Below are 16,520 nucleotides of genomic sequence, written 5' to 3'. Positions count from 1 at the left end.
TTCAGCATGGGTTGTTTCAATACAAGTTTATTTTTGTTTGATGTTATCTAACTTAAGCTTCATTTCAGCTACACGCTCAGGGTAAACTTCCGCCAGATTTTTTGTTTCACCCGGATCAGTTGCTAAGTTATATAATTGCGGCTTTGGATCGTTGCCCAATTCCGTATTTGTATCCTTATTGATCTTCGGGCCTTTTGACGGCTCAATGTATTTCCAGTTACCAACTAACAACGAAAGCGTAGAGTTAATGGATTGCTCAATTAAAAATTCACGTGGCTTGTTACTTTGATTGAGCAATACTTGCAAATAGTTTTTACTGTCGGGTGCCTGTCCTGCTTCCACTTTAACGCCGGCCAAAGCTGCTAAGCTTGCATACAAATCAACCTGGCTGAATAATGCATCGTTTACTTTACCTGCTTTTACTTTTCCTTTCCAGCTCACAATAAACGGAACTCTTGTACCTGCTTCAAACGCACTGTATTTGCCACCACGATAAATACCGTTTGGTTTATGATTACCTAATTTTTCAACGGCATCATCTTTGTAACCATCATCAATTACCTGCCCGTTATCGCTGGTGAAAATGATCAATGTATTTTCCAACAAACCATTCTTCTTCAATACTTCTTCAATTTGTCCAACTGTCCAGTCTAATTGTAATAACACATCCCCTCTCGGGCCAAAGCCACTCTTTCCTGCAAAACGCTCATGTGCAACACGTGGCACATGAATATCGTGTGTTGAAAAATATAAAAAGAACGGATTTGCTTTTTGTTGTGTGATATAAGCTGTCGCCTTTTGCACAAGTATGTTGGCAAAGTCTTCATCTTTCCAAAGTGCAGCATTGCCGCCTTTCATATAACCAATACGGCTGATGCCGTTTACAATCGTCATGTCATGCCCGTGTGATGGATGCATTTTCAACAACTCCGGATTCTTTTTTCCGGTTGGTGCGTTCGGATCAACAGGGCCCGTATAACTTACGGTTATCGGATCATTCTTATCAAGATTCACCACTTGCTGATTTTCTACAAATACGCAAGGAACACGATCACCCGTTGCAGGAATTAAGAACGAATAATTAAATCCAATCTCTGCAGGGCCGGGTTTGATTTTTTCATTCCAATTAATACCTTTTGCATCACCCAAACCAAGATGCCATTTACCAATCACCGCCGTATTGTATCCTGCTTTTTGCAGCATGCCTGGCAATGTTGTTGTTGTAACAGGAATCAGCAATGTTGCATCACCGGGAGCAATACCTGTTCCTTCTTTGCGCCATGCATACTTTCCTGTAAGCAACGAAAAACGGGATGGCGTACATGTGGCAGATGTCGCATGTGCATTGGTAAAACGCACACCATTCTTTGCCAGGCGATCAATATTGGGCGTTTGAATAGCCGATGTACCGTAACTACTTACATCACCATAACCGAGATCATCGGTATAGATCAAAATAATATTTGGTTTTTTATTTTTACCAGTTTGACTGTTCGTTGTTACTGCAAACGAAAGTAACAGCGTCGCAAGCAGGAATCGATTCATGATTGTTGTCTTCATATAATTTATTTTGAAACAGGTTCAATTATATAACTGTAAGTATACTTATTATTCGTTAATAAATAAGATGCATGCGGATAAGCTCCCCAGCTGTTATCGCCTCCTACTCCACGTTGATTTAAATCAATATGCACCGACATGAATTTTCGTTCATTCAAATCAGATGGATGACGTTGTTTTTTTGTTATACCGGGATCAAGATCTTCTGTTGTATATGGCAAGGCACTGAAAGAGATGGGTTGTACACCGGTTATTTTGATACCATTCATCTGTTCATCATAAAACTGCACCCAGCGGATATCTGTTTTGTATCCATTCTCCTGTGGCCGGATATAATTTTTTACAAACTGATCGGCAGCTTTTTGTTGATACAACCCAACAAACGCAGCGGTGTTGCGATCGCTGTAGTTTTCCCATGGACCTCTTCCATAGAAATCAATTTGCTCATACGATTTGAGTAATGTTAACCGCATACCAAAACGAGGCATCTCCGGTAATTTTTTATTCTGAAGATCAATAGCGGCAGTTATTTTAACTGCACCATTGTTCAATAATTGATAGCTGATGATGTATGGAATATCAAGGCCGGTCATTCGATAGTAGCAATCAATCACCAATCCTTCTTTATTTTGCTCCTGCACTTTTACAGTATCGAGTTGAATGAGATTATGTGCATTTCGCCAAAACCCCAAACGTTGCGGCATCTGGTTACCAAAATCATTATCCGTTGGTGCACGCCAGAAATAGGGTTCAGGAAAAGAAGTGATCAACGACACATCACCAATCTGATAAGAAACAAACTTTCCTGTTTTGCTGTTGAAACTGCCGCTCACTGCACCCGATTTAAAGTTGATTACATTCTCAACTTTATTCACTTCAAGTTTGCCTTGTATTGTTTTGCTTTGTGTGAAAAACTGTTTACTGTTTCCGCCAAATTGCTCACGAGCTACTTCATGCCTCGCAGGTATTGATGCCGTTGCGGTTCTTGTTACGGCAAATACATTCAACATCAGTTCATCATTGTTATCTGTTGCATTAATATTTAGTTTTACTTCAGCAGTTGATGATGGCAATAAGTTCAGCGAAAAAGTATCTGATTGAACCGGTACTCCGTTCTTTAATAATTCCCATTTGAATTGATAACCCGACAAGTTTGTGAAATTGAAATTATTTTCAACCACAATCACGCCGCTCTGCCAATTCTTGTCTTTGAAGATAATATCCTGGTACACTTTCTTTACTTCATAAATACCGGGATGCGGTGAACGATCAGCAGCCACTAATCCATTGGCACAAAAATTTTCATCGTTCTGCAAATGGCCTGCACCAAAGTCGCCACCATATCCCCAATAGGGTTTACCGTTTTCGTCTTTGGTTTTAATGCCCTGATCCACCCAATCCCAGATAAATCCGCCCTGCATATGTGCACTTGATTTGATGATATCAAAATACTCCTGGAAATTTCCGCTGCTATTGCCCATGGCATGTGCATACTCACACATAATGAAGGGACGCTTTTTGCCTGCATCCTTTGCATAATCTTTCATGTATTTGATACTGGGATACATCGGGCTCACAATGTCTGTGTTCCATTCCTCCATTGCCTGTTCAAACAACACAGGCCTGCTTTTGTCACGCTGTTTCATCCATTGATATGCATCACGAAAAACATTTCCATTGCCACACTCATTACCCATGCTCCAGATAATAACTGATGCATGATTTTTATCCCGCTCCACCATTCGTTTTATACGATCCATGATGGCAGGCGCCCACTCCGGCTGATACGCCGGGTGATTTGTTGTATCAATTTTTCCCGGCAAAACACCCATGCCATGTATTTCAACATTCGCTTCATCCACCACATACAAACCATATTCATCGCACAATTTCAGCCATAACGGATCGTTAGGATAATGCGCTGTTCGTACAGCGTTAATATTGTATTGCTTCATCAACTGAATATCCTTGATCATTAATTCCCTCGTGGGCACATGACCAAGATATTCATCATGTTCATGACGGTTAACACCATGCACCATGATCTTTTTTCCATTTACCAGCAACTGTGCATTTTTAATTTCTACTTTTCTGAAACCAACTTTTGCTGCGGTCGTATGAATGATGTTACCTGAAGCATCCTGTAGAGTGATGATGCAATGATACAAGCTGGGCATTTCTGCACTCCATTGTTTCGGTTGTGAAATTTTCCCTTGAAATGAAATTTGCTGCAAACTATCGGCTACATCTTTTATTTTTTTCTTCTGGTTGTAAACAACCGTTCCATTTTGATCCTGCAACTGAACAGAAAGCACTGCATTCTTTATCGCATTCGTTTGAAACTTCCGTAACACGATATCAGCATTGAACAAACCGTTCTTATACGTTGCATCCAAATCAGCTTTCAGAAAATAATCCCAAATGCTGAGCGATGACTGTGCATACATAAACACATCCCGTTCAATTCCGCTCAAACGCCAAAAATCCTGATCTTCCAGGTAGCTTCCATCGTGCCAACGAAAAACCTGTACGGCCAATAAATTTTTTCCCTTCTGTAAATACTTGGTGATGTTAAATTCAGCAGCTGTTTTCGATGCTTTGGTAATTCCAACCTGTTGTCCGTTCACATAGACCACTGCACAACCGGTGATAGAACCAAAATGCAGCAACACATCTTTATCGTTCCAGTTATCCGGCACTGTAAATTCTTTTCGATAAGAGCCAACAGGATTATCATTTCCAACAAACGGTGGATTTTTGGGGAAGGGATAAATGATGTTCGTATAAATCGGAATTCCAAAACCCTGCAACTCCCAATTGGAAGGCACAGCCAGGTTATTCCAGCCTGCATCATTAAAATTTGTTTTGAAAAAATCAAGCGGACGATTCCTGAAGTTATCTGTATAAGAAAATTTCCATGTGCCGTTTAATGAGCGGTAAAACGGAGAACTCTTCATATCATCTGAAAGCACGTCTTCCTTGCGGTCGAAAAGAATAAATGGAGCATGCGGTGCCTCCTTGTTCGCATCAATAAGTCGGGGATTTTCCCAGTCGTGAGATGTGCTTTGTGCATGACAAAAAGAAAATTGTACAAAACAGAAAAACGATAGACAAATAAATTGGAAGTAAATATTATTCAGGCAAACTTTCATTACTACGTTTTTTGAATCTTACTTTACTGTTAGTGCAAACTAATGCGTATGCGGTTCAGCAAGAATGGCATGATGGCAATTGCAGCTAAATTATTATAACCGGATTACCTGTTCCTCTCAAAAAGGGGGGACAAACGTAGCAATACACTTGATGCTCAGTATTCAGTTTTAGCGCTCCGCTATTTCTTATACTCGGAAGGAGAAACTGAAAATTGTTCCTGAAAACGTTTCCTGAAATATTTAATGTCGTTGAACCCTGCTTCATATGCAGCTTCTGTTACAGAATACTTGCCGCTTTCAAGCAGCTTCGCCGCATAATTTAAACGGGCTGTTCGTATAAATTCATTGCCCGACATACCTGTTACTGCCTTTAGCTTCCGGTAAAACGTTGACCGGCTCATGAACATTAAATTCGCCAGATCATCGTTATTGAAATTGCTGTTTGAAATATTTTCTTCCACCAGCTTCATCAGCTTTACCAAAAATTCTTCTTCAAATGTTTTGATTTCAAAATTTCCCGTGCCGAGAAAAATACGTTTTGCATAAAATTCCTTCAGCGTATTCCTGGAGTTGATCAGGTTGTGAATATGTACCAGCAACAGTTGCGAGTTGAACGGCTTGGGCAAATACACATCAGCCCCCTCACGAATGCCCTGCACATGATGCGCCATATCCGACAATGCGGTTAACAGAATAATCGGAATATGCGATGTGTCTTTATCCGATTTTAATTTCCGGCACAATTCAATACCATCCACTTCAGGCATCATTACATCACTTACAATCAAATCAGGAATGGTTTCAAATGCTTTTTCAATACCCTCTCTTCCGTTTGTTGCAGTTACTACTTTAAACGAAGGAGATAATATTTCATAAACATACTGCAGCATATCAGATTCATCTTCCACCACCAGAATAATCGGCAGCTCCTGTTCCAGACTCATCTGATCATTTTCTTCAGGCATAGTATCTGAGTTTAAATTTGTTTCAATGTTTTGATTGGTATAATTCAAAGGCTCTGCAGACATGTTCAGTAACGATTCAGTAGCGGTTGACGAAGGTAATTGAACAGTAAACAAACTGCCATGCTCACCATCACTTTCAGCAACAATTGTTCCTCCGTGCAGTTCCGTTAATTCTTTTACAAACGAAAGTCCGATCCCGGTTCCGGAGATGGTGGTGGCATCTTCTGCCCTTCCTCTATAAAACCGATCGAATATCCGGTCAATTTCATTCAAAGGTATCCCTCTCCCCGTATCCCGAATACTTATTTCACAAGACTGATCTGCGTTTTTCTTTACGTTGAACTCAATGCGACCACCACTAGGTGTGAATTTAAATGCATTCGATAAAATATTAAAAACAATGATCTCAAGTTTATTATGATCGAACGTAAACGAAAGATATTTTTCCTGTGAGTAAAATTTGTAATCAATGTTTCGTCTGCTTGCTTCATCATTAAAAAGAATATAAATATCATGGCAAAACGAAACGATCTCACCCGGCTGTAACGATAGTTTTAGACTTCCTGCCTCTGCCTTCTGAAAATCTAACAACTGGTTCACCATCCGCAACATTCGCTTCGATTGTTTTTGAATAAGGCGAAGGCTTTTTTCAACAGGCACTTCAAATTTCTTCCGTTGCAGCAGATCATCCAGCGGCCCAAGGATCAACGTGAGCGGCGTACGGAATTCATGCGAAATATTTGTGAACAACCGCTCTTTAAAATCGGCCAGTTTATTTTCCTGTTGCCGTTCAAATTTACTCAGCGTTAATTGATTTTTTAATGCAACCTGTCGCAACCCCAGGTGTCGTGTTAGCCAAAGAAGAAAAATGAACACAGCAATATAAATGCTGTAGGCCCACCATGTTTTCCATGGTGGCGGCAATATTTTTATGGTTAATTGATGTGCAATCGGATTCCATGTTTTATCACTGTTTGTTGCTTTCACTTGCAACTGATAAGTACCGGGCTTTAGGTTGGTAAATGACACCAACCGATTATTGCCTGCATATACCCACTCTTCATTAAACCCTTCCAGCTTATACATGTACTCATTCTTATCGGGCGCATGATAATCGAGTGCAGCAAATTCAATGGAGAAGATATTTTCTTTGTGGTTGAGCGTTATACTTTCCGTTTCATAAAATGGTTTGCGAAGAATAGAACTGTCTGTTGTTCCTGTACCAAATTCGTAAGGCGTATTGTTGACGGTTAAATTGGTAAAGTAGATCGGCGGATAAAACTGATTGATTTGAATACTATCAGGAAAGAAATAAGTCAGTCCTTCCAGCCCACCAAAGAAAAAGCGACCAGCTTCATCTTTACACGAAGCATTTTCAGAAAAAACAATTGACTGCACACCATCACGCTTATCAAAAACAGCAAATGAATTATTTGTTTGATTATATCGTATGATGCCCTTATTCGTACTCGCCCAGATATTTCCTTTCGCATCGGGAACAACCGCATGAATATAATCGCTTGGAAGACCTTCCTTGGTTGTATAACTGGCTACATTTAATTTGTTGCCATCGAAGCCGGAAATTTTATTCAACCCATACTGTGTACCAGCCCAGATGTTTCCAAATTTGTCTTCGGCCAAACAAAGAATTGTATTGTTGCTGAGAGAGTTTTTGTATTCATCGGTTTGAACAAACACATCAAACTGATCTGTTGATGGTTGATACAGATGCAGACCTTTGTACGTTCCGATCCACAATCGTTTTTTCGAATCAACCAATAAACAACTCACCCGTTCATTTTGTAATGCACCTTTTACACTATAAGCCGGTAGATAGTTTTTAAAAATTGGTTGATTCTTTTTATCATATCCTGCAATATAACTGAGTCCACTTTCCTGTGTACCGATCCAGATTCTGCCGAAAGAATCTTTCACAAGCATATTTATTTTTTTACCTCCAATGGACGTGGAATCTTTCAATCGGGGTTCAAAAATTTCATAAGCCCCTGGCTTGCCAGCTTTATTGAGAATACGAATCAGACCTTTGTTTGTAGCAACCCATAAATAATCGCCTTCCTGCATAAATGAACGACTTTCATAAGGCAATTCCTGAGCGGTGCTTATCTCCGGTTCTTCAATGTTGAGCCCGGTAAATGCTTTCCAATTGCCTGAATATTGTATACCGCCGCCTTTTGTTCCCAGCCAAAGTTTATTAAACGGATCTACATACACTGAGAGCACATGCGTACTTCCCAACAGCGGGCTTCTTAAATTTTCATAGCCAATATTTGAAAACTTTTTCTGATTGAGATCAAATTTAAAAACACCCGTACCGTCAGTACCCACCCACAACAACCCTGAAGGATCTTCCTGTATGGTTAAGATGATTTGATTATCGTTTGTAAATAGGCCAGGAATATTTAAATGTATTTTTTCAAACGTTTCTGTTTTGCGATCGAAGCGGCTTAATCCACCACCCCATGTTCCAACCCATAAATTGCCTTTCGAATCGAGTAAAATACGATACGTGTTATTTGAACTTAAAGAAGCCGGATTATTTTTTTGATGACGGTAATTTTTAAACGCTTTTGTGGAGAGATCAAATTGAAGCAAACCTTCGTTCCATGTACCCAGCCACAAACAGTTATTCGACTTATCATTTACAATAGAAGTGATGTTGATATTGTTTACAGCAAAGTTGTACGAAATATCGTTAACCAGGTTTTGATTGAGATGCTTTAACCCACTATTTGTAGCCACCCAGTAACCGCCATTACCGTCGGGTTGTATATCAAACGTTTTCCAAATGCTGTTAAGGATTTTAAATTCACCGGTTTTTTTGTTGAGGTATTGAAACCCTTTCCATGTACCGATGAATAACTTTTCACTGTCTGTATCTAATATGGAAAGAATATAGTCGGCATTAAAACCTGTGGTGTTGGGATTATTGTTAGGGTAGTTGGTTATTTTGCCGGTCTTCAGATCATAACCGCTCAATCCGCCCGACTTTGTACCGATCCAGATATTACTCTGCTTCCCGTTTTGCAACACTTCAATCGACTGACTTAACAGGTTACTGCCCTTGCCAAAATCATTCTTCAACAATTTCATTTCATAACCATCAAAGCGTTGCAACCCACCCCTTGTACCAAACCAGATAAAACCATTTTTATCCTGGATGATGGAAGTAACTTCATTATTCACCAACTGATCGGAAATACTGATAAAGGAACTGGCTTGCTGGGTATAACCGGCAACAGTTACCCAAACCAACAAGAGCAGGCAAGCATATTTTTTTACAGAGGAAGGCAAAGCATTTCTAAATTAATCGTTAACTCGAACTTACAATTTAGATGAATTCCACGTTAGTTGAAGGTATTTTAAAAGCTTGCTACAGAATAACTATAAAAATACTAACAATGAGATAAACAGAAGCACCAATAAAAAATAAATTACTGCCAGCTTTATGTTTATCCGTTGATTGTTTTTTTCAATATTCTCACTTTTGGGTTTTGTAATCATACGATTGTGCTATTTATCAGGTTACAAATGTCTATTTTCTTAAACGGAGTTTGTCCAATTCCTCCGGATTGTGGACTCTCACCTTTCTGTTATTCATTAAATCATCATGGATCATCCATGTGATGGTGTCCCAAACTGCGCCTTCTGTCCAGACAGGTTTCATTTTATCTTTTTCCCATGTAAGCAGTTGTTGCTTCATGGATGAGAATAGCTGCGGCTGTTGTAACTGCAGATCGTTTGTTTCGCCAGGGTCTTGATTCAGATCATACAAACGCTCGCCCAGACCATTTACACGTATCAGTTTGTATTGATTCAAACGAATAGCTGCTTCTGCATCTTTCCGCCAAACCAATTGCTCATGCGGACTTTTGTTTTTTTCAACTGTTAAAAAAGGCAAGAGGCTTACACCATCTAAACCCAACGAAGCATTCATTTGAACACCGGCTGCTTCAAGAGCAGTTGGAAAAATATCCAATGATGAAGTGAGTCCGTTGAAATCTGTTCCGCCTTTAAATTTCTTTGGCCAACTCACTAAAAACGGAATCCGGTGACCGGCTTCATACTTGTTTCCTTTAAAACCCTTCAAAGGCAAATTGCTGGATTGATTATTGTGCGCCCCGCCGTTATCGCTTAAAAAGAAAATAAGTGTGTTTTCAAATAATCCCTGCTGCTTTAATTCATCAATCATTTTACCAATTGCTCTGTCGAGCGAAAAAGTCATTGCCGCCAGCTTTTGTCGTGGATGCCCGGCAAACTTTTTCATATCAGCTTCGCTTGCTTCCATTGGCGTGTGCACCGCATTGGGCGCCCAATACATGAAAAACGGGTGATCATTGCTTTTTCGGATATAGTCCACCGCTTTGTCGCCAAGCACATCAGTAAGATAGCCATCAAATTTTATTTGCTGATGATTTTCCAGCAGGACATTTCTTGAACCTTTCCGATCGTCTTTCTCGGGTTTGTAAAAATAACTTCTGCCACCAGCTAAAAAACCATAGTAGTATTGAAAGCCTTTTTGCAACGGATGTTGACTTGCTTCAAAACCAAGATGCCATTTGCCAAACGCTGCAGTTCTGTAACCCTGTTGTTGTAATAGTTTCGGGATGATTGTCTGCGCAGTATCCATACCTGTATATCCTTCGCCTTCATTACACTCGTAACCAAAGCGCTGCTGATATTTACCCGTTAACAATCCTGCTCTTGAAGGACTGCAAACAGATGCTGTAACATGTGCATCGGTAAAACGGATCGACTGTGCTGCCAGTTTATCAAGATTGGGCGTTTGCAGATCTTTTGAACCCATGAAACCAAAATCAGCATAACCTGCATCGTCAATCAAAATGACAATGATGTTAGGTTTTGCATTCGGTGTATCTTCTTTAAACCCGCAGCTGATGATAAAAAAAACGATCAAGGTGAAAGCCAGCAATGAGCCAGCTGCAATAATGCTGCGCCTCTTTTTATCTATTGATTGAATACATTTCATTCCTAATTTCAATGTGCTGTTAACTATTTTCTGAAAGCTTACTGTTTTTTCTGTTGTGCTTTCTTTTCACGTTCGTACTGTTCTTCCTGGTTCAAGCCATAGAAAAGTGGTGCAACAGTATTCGCTTCCCATTTTTTGCGTTGCTGTTCGAATGTGCTCATCATTTTTGCATCATCCACCTTGGTCTTTTCTTCAATGTCTTCTTTCAAATTGTAAAGAGTTAAACTCGAATCTCTCAGAATCACTTCTTTAAAACCCGATTGATGAAGTACTGCATAATTCTTCTGATCAAATTGTCGCCAAAACAAATACTCATGTGGTGATCCTTGTTTTGCTCCTTTGAGATAAGGCAGGATGTTTACACCATCCAGCTCATTTTTTGGCGCAGCTGCTTTACCGATGTTAGCAGCAATGGTTGCAAAAATGTCTAATGAAATAACCGGTTGCTCGTATTTGGTATTTGCTTTGATCTGGCTTGGCCACTGCATGGCAAACGGCACTCTGATTCCTCCTTCAAAAAGTGATCCTTTGCCGGCACGCAACGGACCGTTGTCACTGCCATTATCAGTTTCAGGTCCACCGTTATCCGATAGGAAAATAACAATGGTATTTTCTGTAAGATTTAATTGCTGCAGTTTATCCAACACCGTACCTACCCCATCATCAACAGCACTCACCATTGCTGCGTAGGTTTTGCGTTTGGGATTTTTGATATGATCGAAACGACTCAAATATTTTGGCGTAGCCTGTAACGGCGCATGCGGCGCATTGTATGCGAGGTAGAGGAAGAATGGTTGTTGCTTATTTCTTTCAATAAATGAAACAGCTTCTCTTGACAGTGCATCAGTTAAATAGTCACTTTCCTCAACTAATTTATTATTGCGTATAAGTTTGGTACGATAACTCTCGCCTTCGTTTTTTGCACTATCCTGATTTACGATCGTATATTCTTCCGGCAGATAGCGATGTCCACCACCAAGGAATCCAAAAAATTCATTGAAGCCTCTGTTCCATGGACGGAATTTTTCATGCACACCCAAATGCCATTTACCTATGCCCATTGTATTGTAACCGTTTTGCATTAACAGCTCGGGTAATGTTTGTTCAGTAAGCGGAAGACCAATGCTTGCGTCGAATGGACGATACAGCGGATTACGACTGTAACCAAAACGATCTTGATATCGACCGGTGATAAGACCCGCACGGCTCGGAGCACAAACCGCATAACTTACATAACCATTGGTAAACACAACGCCGCTTTTTGCAATGCGATCGATATTTGGTGTAGGAATATCTTTACATCCATTAAAACCAACATCAGCATAACCCTGGTCATCGGTAAGAATGATAATGATGTTCGGTTTGTCTTGATTGACAACTATCTGCTGCGTTGATTTTCGTGTAAAAGCCCATGCTGTTGCGATCAGCAAGATTGCAGCTAATCCAATTACACCAGTTTGAATTCTTTTTCTGTTCACCGATTGTTATTTTAAATTATTTCTTTTTCTTATCACTCAATTCAATGGCACCCATGTCCGGTTTTCCCTGAATTGGATTTCCTAAAATATCATGCTGCACTTTCAAGCCAACACGAATACCGATACTGTCGTTTGGAATGTGTTGAACAGAGATCCCTTTGTTCAATATCAATTTTGTATTTGCAGGCACATAATCTTTCAACTGTACGCTTCCTTTGTTTTTAAACAACGGATCGCCATACATCGGCGTAGCATCTTTGAAAGCAAAATCAGTTGGCCAGTTATCGGCACGTAAAAAAAGATTATTGGTAAACACCACATTCGGCACTCCATCAACATCTACTTCTTTTTTCTTCTGATCACCTGCCACCGTTTGAGCAGCCGTTTCGAAATAAAAAATGTTATTGGCAATCAACACTCCATCCGCACTGCTGCTCACTGCTATCTTCGGAATAATATTGGCAGCAACATAAATAGTATTGTTGTAGAAATAGCTGTTATAGGGACCTGCATTTTTCTTTTGATCCCCTTGGTAACCGCTTAGCCAGAAAATCTTTCCTTCCTGAAAAGCTCCATTCACACCTTTTACCCGATAGCCATCATTAATGCTGATGTTATAGCGGTATGCACAATTGTAGTTGTTACCTAAAATTTCGCAGAAACCGCCGGCATTGTTTGCACTTACATTATATTGTATTATTACATCATTACAATTGTAATCAATATGTACACCTGCAGAATCGCCGGGGCCGTTTGCATTTTCAAAGCGATTGTGTTCAATTACAATGTTACTGCAACTCCATGTCCACAAACCACTGCCACGACCCCAGTTTCTGCTATCGGCCGTTGAACCTGAATGATCAATTTTGTTATGATGAATATGTCCATCCGTTACTCCCGAAAACTGCATGCCAGGTCCGCCGGTTTGATACAGCTTACATTCAGCAATTTCCAACTGTTGAATGCTGTTCACAAAACCTGTCGCTTTTATTCCTGTATGACTCACGTTGAATACTTCACACTTTAATATCTTCAAATTTGTTAATCGTCCGGCCTTTGTATTATTGATAACACGGATTCCCCAACCATAATTCTGCGTACCATTTGCTGTTTTAATTTCAGCAGCTGAACGTGTAAAGCCTTTTGGATTGTAATACACATCATGCACAACAATATCGTTCAACTTTATGCTTTCAAATACGTCGTCTTTCGTTACTTCAACCAAAATACCGCAACGCATTTCAGCTTTGTTAGCTGTGGTACTTTTTTGATAAGGTAACATACCAGTAAATTCAATTCCGCTTACCTGTATGAAGGAAGAATTTTGAATCAACAATGCATTCAATTCTTCACCCGCATCTAAAACAGGTTTTGATTTACTTCCTTTAAATGAGTAACTGCTGATAACAACAGGATGTTGGGCACTCCCTTTTACATTGATGAGTGATAACATGCCGGTGAACTTTTGTCCTGTTGCAAAAAGAATGGAATCGCCGGGTTTTAATTGAATTGACTTTACAGGCGAAATAGTTTTCCAGGAGTTCGTTGAGCTGGTTCCCTTATTCGAATCATTACCATTTGCTGAGTTGATATAATAATTGGTTGCTTTTAAAGAAAAACTAAAGCAAACAAGTGCTACTAAGAAGACTATTTTTTTGACGTTCATTGGATTGATAATTAAACCTTATTCGATATACTTCAGCAAGAACATGCTTATACCGTTAACTGTCTAAAACTAATCGTAACTGCCTACAAAGGGCGAAATCACACCGTCAAAAAAAGGGGGTATTCTATTCAAATAAACAGTCCAAAGAGGAAAATCATCACCAATTATCAGTTCTGAAAGAGGAAGCAGGCAAACCCTGCGTATTAAACAAACTGCCTTCTGTCCAATTTTTAAATGCGTAGCGAACACTTACAGGGTTTTTAACTGCATCGCTCCAAACAACGAGTACACCGTTTTTATCATTCCGTATCATTGCCTGTGCAGGATAAAATATTTTGTCTTCACCAGCTATTTCAAAATCAGTAAGAGGTTTACCAAAACTCGTTAACCCTTGATCACAGTAGTCAAACGTTAACATTAACCTGCCGTTAGCTGTCTTGTCCACTTGTTTATACACAGGTCCGCTGAAAGCAATGCCTTTCACACTGTAATCTTTTGCCAGTGCCCAATACGCCAAGCGGTTTCCTACTTGTTCTTTTTGCGCAGGGTGTATTACTGTTCGTTCACCAATATCCATTGTAACGGCCATCCCTGTATTTTTTACTGACAACATTGTTTGCAGCTGTGCTTCACGCAAAAAAGCAGCATTCACTTTTCCCGGTTCAATTGGAGCTATCTGTACAAAGTAAAATGGAAAGTCTCCCTGCTCCCATTGCTTTCTCCACGAGTTGATCATGGAAGTAAACAACGCATGATATTCATTTGCATTTTCACGGTTTGATTCTCCCTGGTACCAAAGCACGCCTTTAATGGTATAACCAATGTATGGATGCAACATGGAGTTGTACATAATTGTAGGAGTTCTGTTGGGGATACTATCGGGAACTTTATCTGGTATGACTTTGTTTTCAAACGTTGATAAAGTTTGTTTATCCATCCAGCTCTCAATAGTAGAGGCACCCCATGCCGATTGAATAATACCAACGGGGACATTCAATACCGCCTGCAATTTTTTTGCGAAGTAATAAGCGGTGGCACTGAAATTTCCGGTGGTTGCGGGACCGGCTGATTTCCACTCTCCTTTTACATCATACAAAGGAGTTATACTTGTTGAACGGGGTGTGTTTAAAAAACGAATATTGTCATTAGCAGAGTTGAGTATTGTTTCGTTGCTGCCAATGATTGGTTGGTTGGAATAACCTTTTACCGGCATTTCCATATTTGATTGTCCTGAACAGAACCACACTTCACCAATCAATACATTTTTCAATGTTACTTCTTTGCTTCCTTTAATAACTACTGTGTAAGGTCCACCTGCTGAAGGCGTTTGTAATTTTAGTTTCCAATGCCCTTTTACATCGGCAGTAGCAGTGGCATTTCTTCCCCAACTGCCACTTACAGCAATTTTTGCATTGGGATTATCAACTCCCCAAACTGAAACCATTTGCTGTTGCTGCAGCACCATATTATCACTAAACATGGCTGGAACCCGGGTTTGCGAAAACGACATATTCGCAATGAAAAATGCAAACGATAACAAGAAATACTTTAGCATGTGTTTCGATTAATGAAGATTGAACAACGAATCTGCTGATAGCAGGTAACGATTAAAACAATTGCTTACTGCTTCTGATAAATCCTTACATAATCAATCATATACTTCGAAGGTAAAATTGTATTGGCTAAACTCCCACCGCTGTTGCCACCCATGGCAAGATTCAGCAACAGGTAATGTGGTTGACGAAATGGATTCTTCCCGTCAATTTTATTGAATGTCTGATTCAAATCGATTGAATTCATGAGCTGTCCATCCAGCAAGATTCGCATCATACTTTCATCCCACTCCAATGTCCAGATATGAAATTGATTCGCCCACAATGCACCTCCAAAAGAAGCAACCGACTTGGACGCACCGTCCCAAATAGCTTGCCAACGTGTAGCACTTCCGTATGCGAAATTTGCCAGTATCTTCTCGTCATAATATTCCATTACATCCACTTCACCATTGGATGGCCACTCGCCAAAGGTTCCCAATGTCCAGATCGCTGGCCACAAACCCGTTTGCGCATCAATTCTCGCCCTTACTTCCATTTTGCCATATTGGAACGCATGCTCTTTTTGCATCACCACACTGGCTGACGTATACTCGATAAACTCCCGTTTGGTTTTCCAATCTGTACTTCCGGCAACATAATTCGGATTTGGCTTACGCTCTTTGTTGCCGGTAATTACAAGCTGCCCATTTTCGCACACCGCATTTTCACGCTGGTACCATTGAGCTTCTTCGTTTCGCAAAAAACCGTGTTCAAATCTCCATTTGAGTGAATCAGGAGGACCATTCGTCGTAAAATCATCCTGCCATACCAGTTGATAGGTTTTTGTTTTTGGAGTTGAAACCGTTTGATCTTTTTTAACACAGGCAAGCAAAACAAAAAACAAAACAGTTGAGAAAATATATTTCATAAAAACGACATGTTGTATTGTGTATAAAGTTATGCTTAGAAAATCTGTGCAAGGAGTTGAGCGGTTCAAAAAGCAGGTATAAACAAATCAATCAACATTCAAATTCAATTGATCTTATAACAACTCAAAACAAATCTGGCGATAAACAATACTTCTGAAAAACGAAAAAAAATTGCTGTGTAACATAATTATTGCTTTTATTAAACATCTTCTGAAAAAACAAATAGA

8 protein-coding genes are annotated in these 16,520 nt (G+C 39.8%); all 8 read right to left on the bottom strand.

Features of this window, described 5'->3' with window-relative positions:
- Positions 1–27: 27 nt before the first annotated feature.
- Positions 28–1,560 (bottom strand): sulfatase family protein, encoded by a 1,533-nt coding sequence (locus WG989_RS14685; RefSeq protein WP_340430451.1) that lies wholly within the window; start codon positions 1,558–1,560, stop codon positions 28–30.
- Between the two features lie 5 nt (positions 1,561–1,565).
- Entirely contained in the window at positions 1,566–4,712 is a 3,147-nt protein-coding gene (gene lacZ, locus WG989_RS14680; RefSeq protein ID WP_340430449.1) for a beta-galactosidase, LacZ type, read from the bottom strand.
- Between the two features lie 179 nt (positions 4,713–4,891).
- Complete coding sequence (locus WG989_RS14675) at positions 4,892–8,989, bottom strand: hybrid sensor histidine kinase/response regulator transcription factor (protein ID WP_340430447.1); 4,098 nt, start codon at positions 8,987–8,989, stop codon at positions 4,892–4,894.
- Between the two features lie 241 nt (positions 8,990–9,230).
- Positions 9,231–10,685, bottom strand: coding sequence for a sulfatase-like hydrolase/transferase (locus WG989_RS14670; protein ID WP_340430445.1), 1,455 nt, complete (start codon positions 10,683–10,685; stop codon positions 9,231–9,233).
- Between the two features lie 38 nt (positions 10,686–10,723).
- The gene (locus WG989_RS14665; RefSeq protein WP_340430443.1) at positions 10,724–12,163 is read right to left on the bottom strand and encodes a sulfatase-like hydrolase/transferase; all 1,440 of its coding nucleotides are present in this window, start codon (positions 12,161–12,163) and stop codon (positions 10,724–10,726) included.
- 16 nt (positions 12,164–12,179) lie between these two features.
- Positions 12,180–13,829: a right-handed parallel beta-helix repeat-containing protein gene (locus WG989_RS14660; protein WP_340430442.1), complete on the bottom strand. Its 1,650-nt coding sequence runs from the start codon at positions 13,827–13,829 to the stop codon at positions 12,180–12,182.
- A gap of 157 nt (positions 13,830–13,986) precedes the next feature.
- Positions 13,987–15,384 carry a sialate O-acetylesterase gene (locus WG989_RS14655; protein WP_340430441.1) on the bottom strand — a complete coding sequence of 466 codons (1,398 nt, stop codon included), beginning with the start codon at positions 15,382–15,384 and terminating at the stop codon, positions 13,987–13,989.
- Positions 15,385–15,449: 65 nt separating this feature from the next.
- Positions 15,450–16,292, bottom strand: a complete 843-nt coding sequence (locus WG989_RS14650; protein ID WP_340430439.1) for a glycoside hydrolase family 16 protein — start codon at positions 16,290–16,292, stop codon at positions 15,450–15,452.
- Between the last annotated feature and the right edge of the window lie 228 nt (positions 16,293–16,520).

Source organism: Lacibacter sp. H407 (assembly GCF_037892605.1).
In the GTDB taxonomy this organism is placed as follows: Bacteria; Bacteroidota; Bacteroidia; order Chitinophagales; family Chitinophagaceae; genus Lacibacter.
This window is presented reverse-complemented; position numbering and strand designations above follow the sequence as displayed.

What these genes read in the sequence shown, in the direction of transcription:
- WG989_RS14685 (WP_340430451.1), bottom strand. Translation starts at nt 1,560, where the DNA reads ATGAAGACAACAATCATGAATCGATTCCTGCTTGCGACGCTGTTACTT.
- lacZ (WP_340430449.1), bottom strand. Translation starts at nt 4,712, where the DNA reads ATGAAAGTTTGCCTGAATAATATTTACTTCCAATTTATTTGTCTATCG.
- WG989_RS14670 (WP_340430445.1), bottom strand. Translation starts at nt 10,685, where the DNA reads ATGAAATGTATTCAATCAATAGATAAAAAGAGGCGCAGCATTATTGCA.
- WG989_RS14660 (WP_340430442.1), bottom strand. Translation starts at nt 13,829, where the DNA reads ATGAACGTCAAAAAAATAGTCTTCTTAGTAGCACTTGTTTGCTTTAGT.
- WG989_RS14655 (WP_340430441.1), bottom strand. Translation starts at nt 15,384, where the DNA reads ATGCTAAAGTATTTCTTGTTATCGTTTGCATTTTTCATTGCGAATATG.
- WG989_RS14650 (WP_340430439.1), bottom strand. Translation starts at nt 16,292, where the DNA reads ATGAAATATATTTTCTCAACTGTTTTGTTTTTTGTTTTGCTTGCCTGT.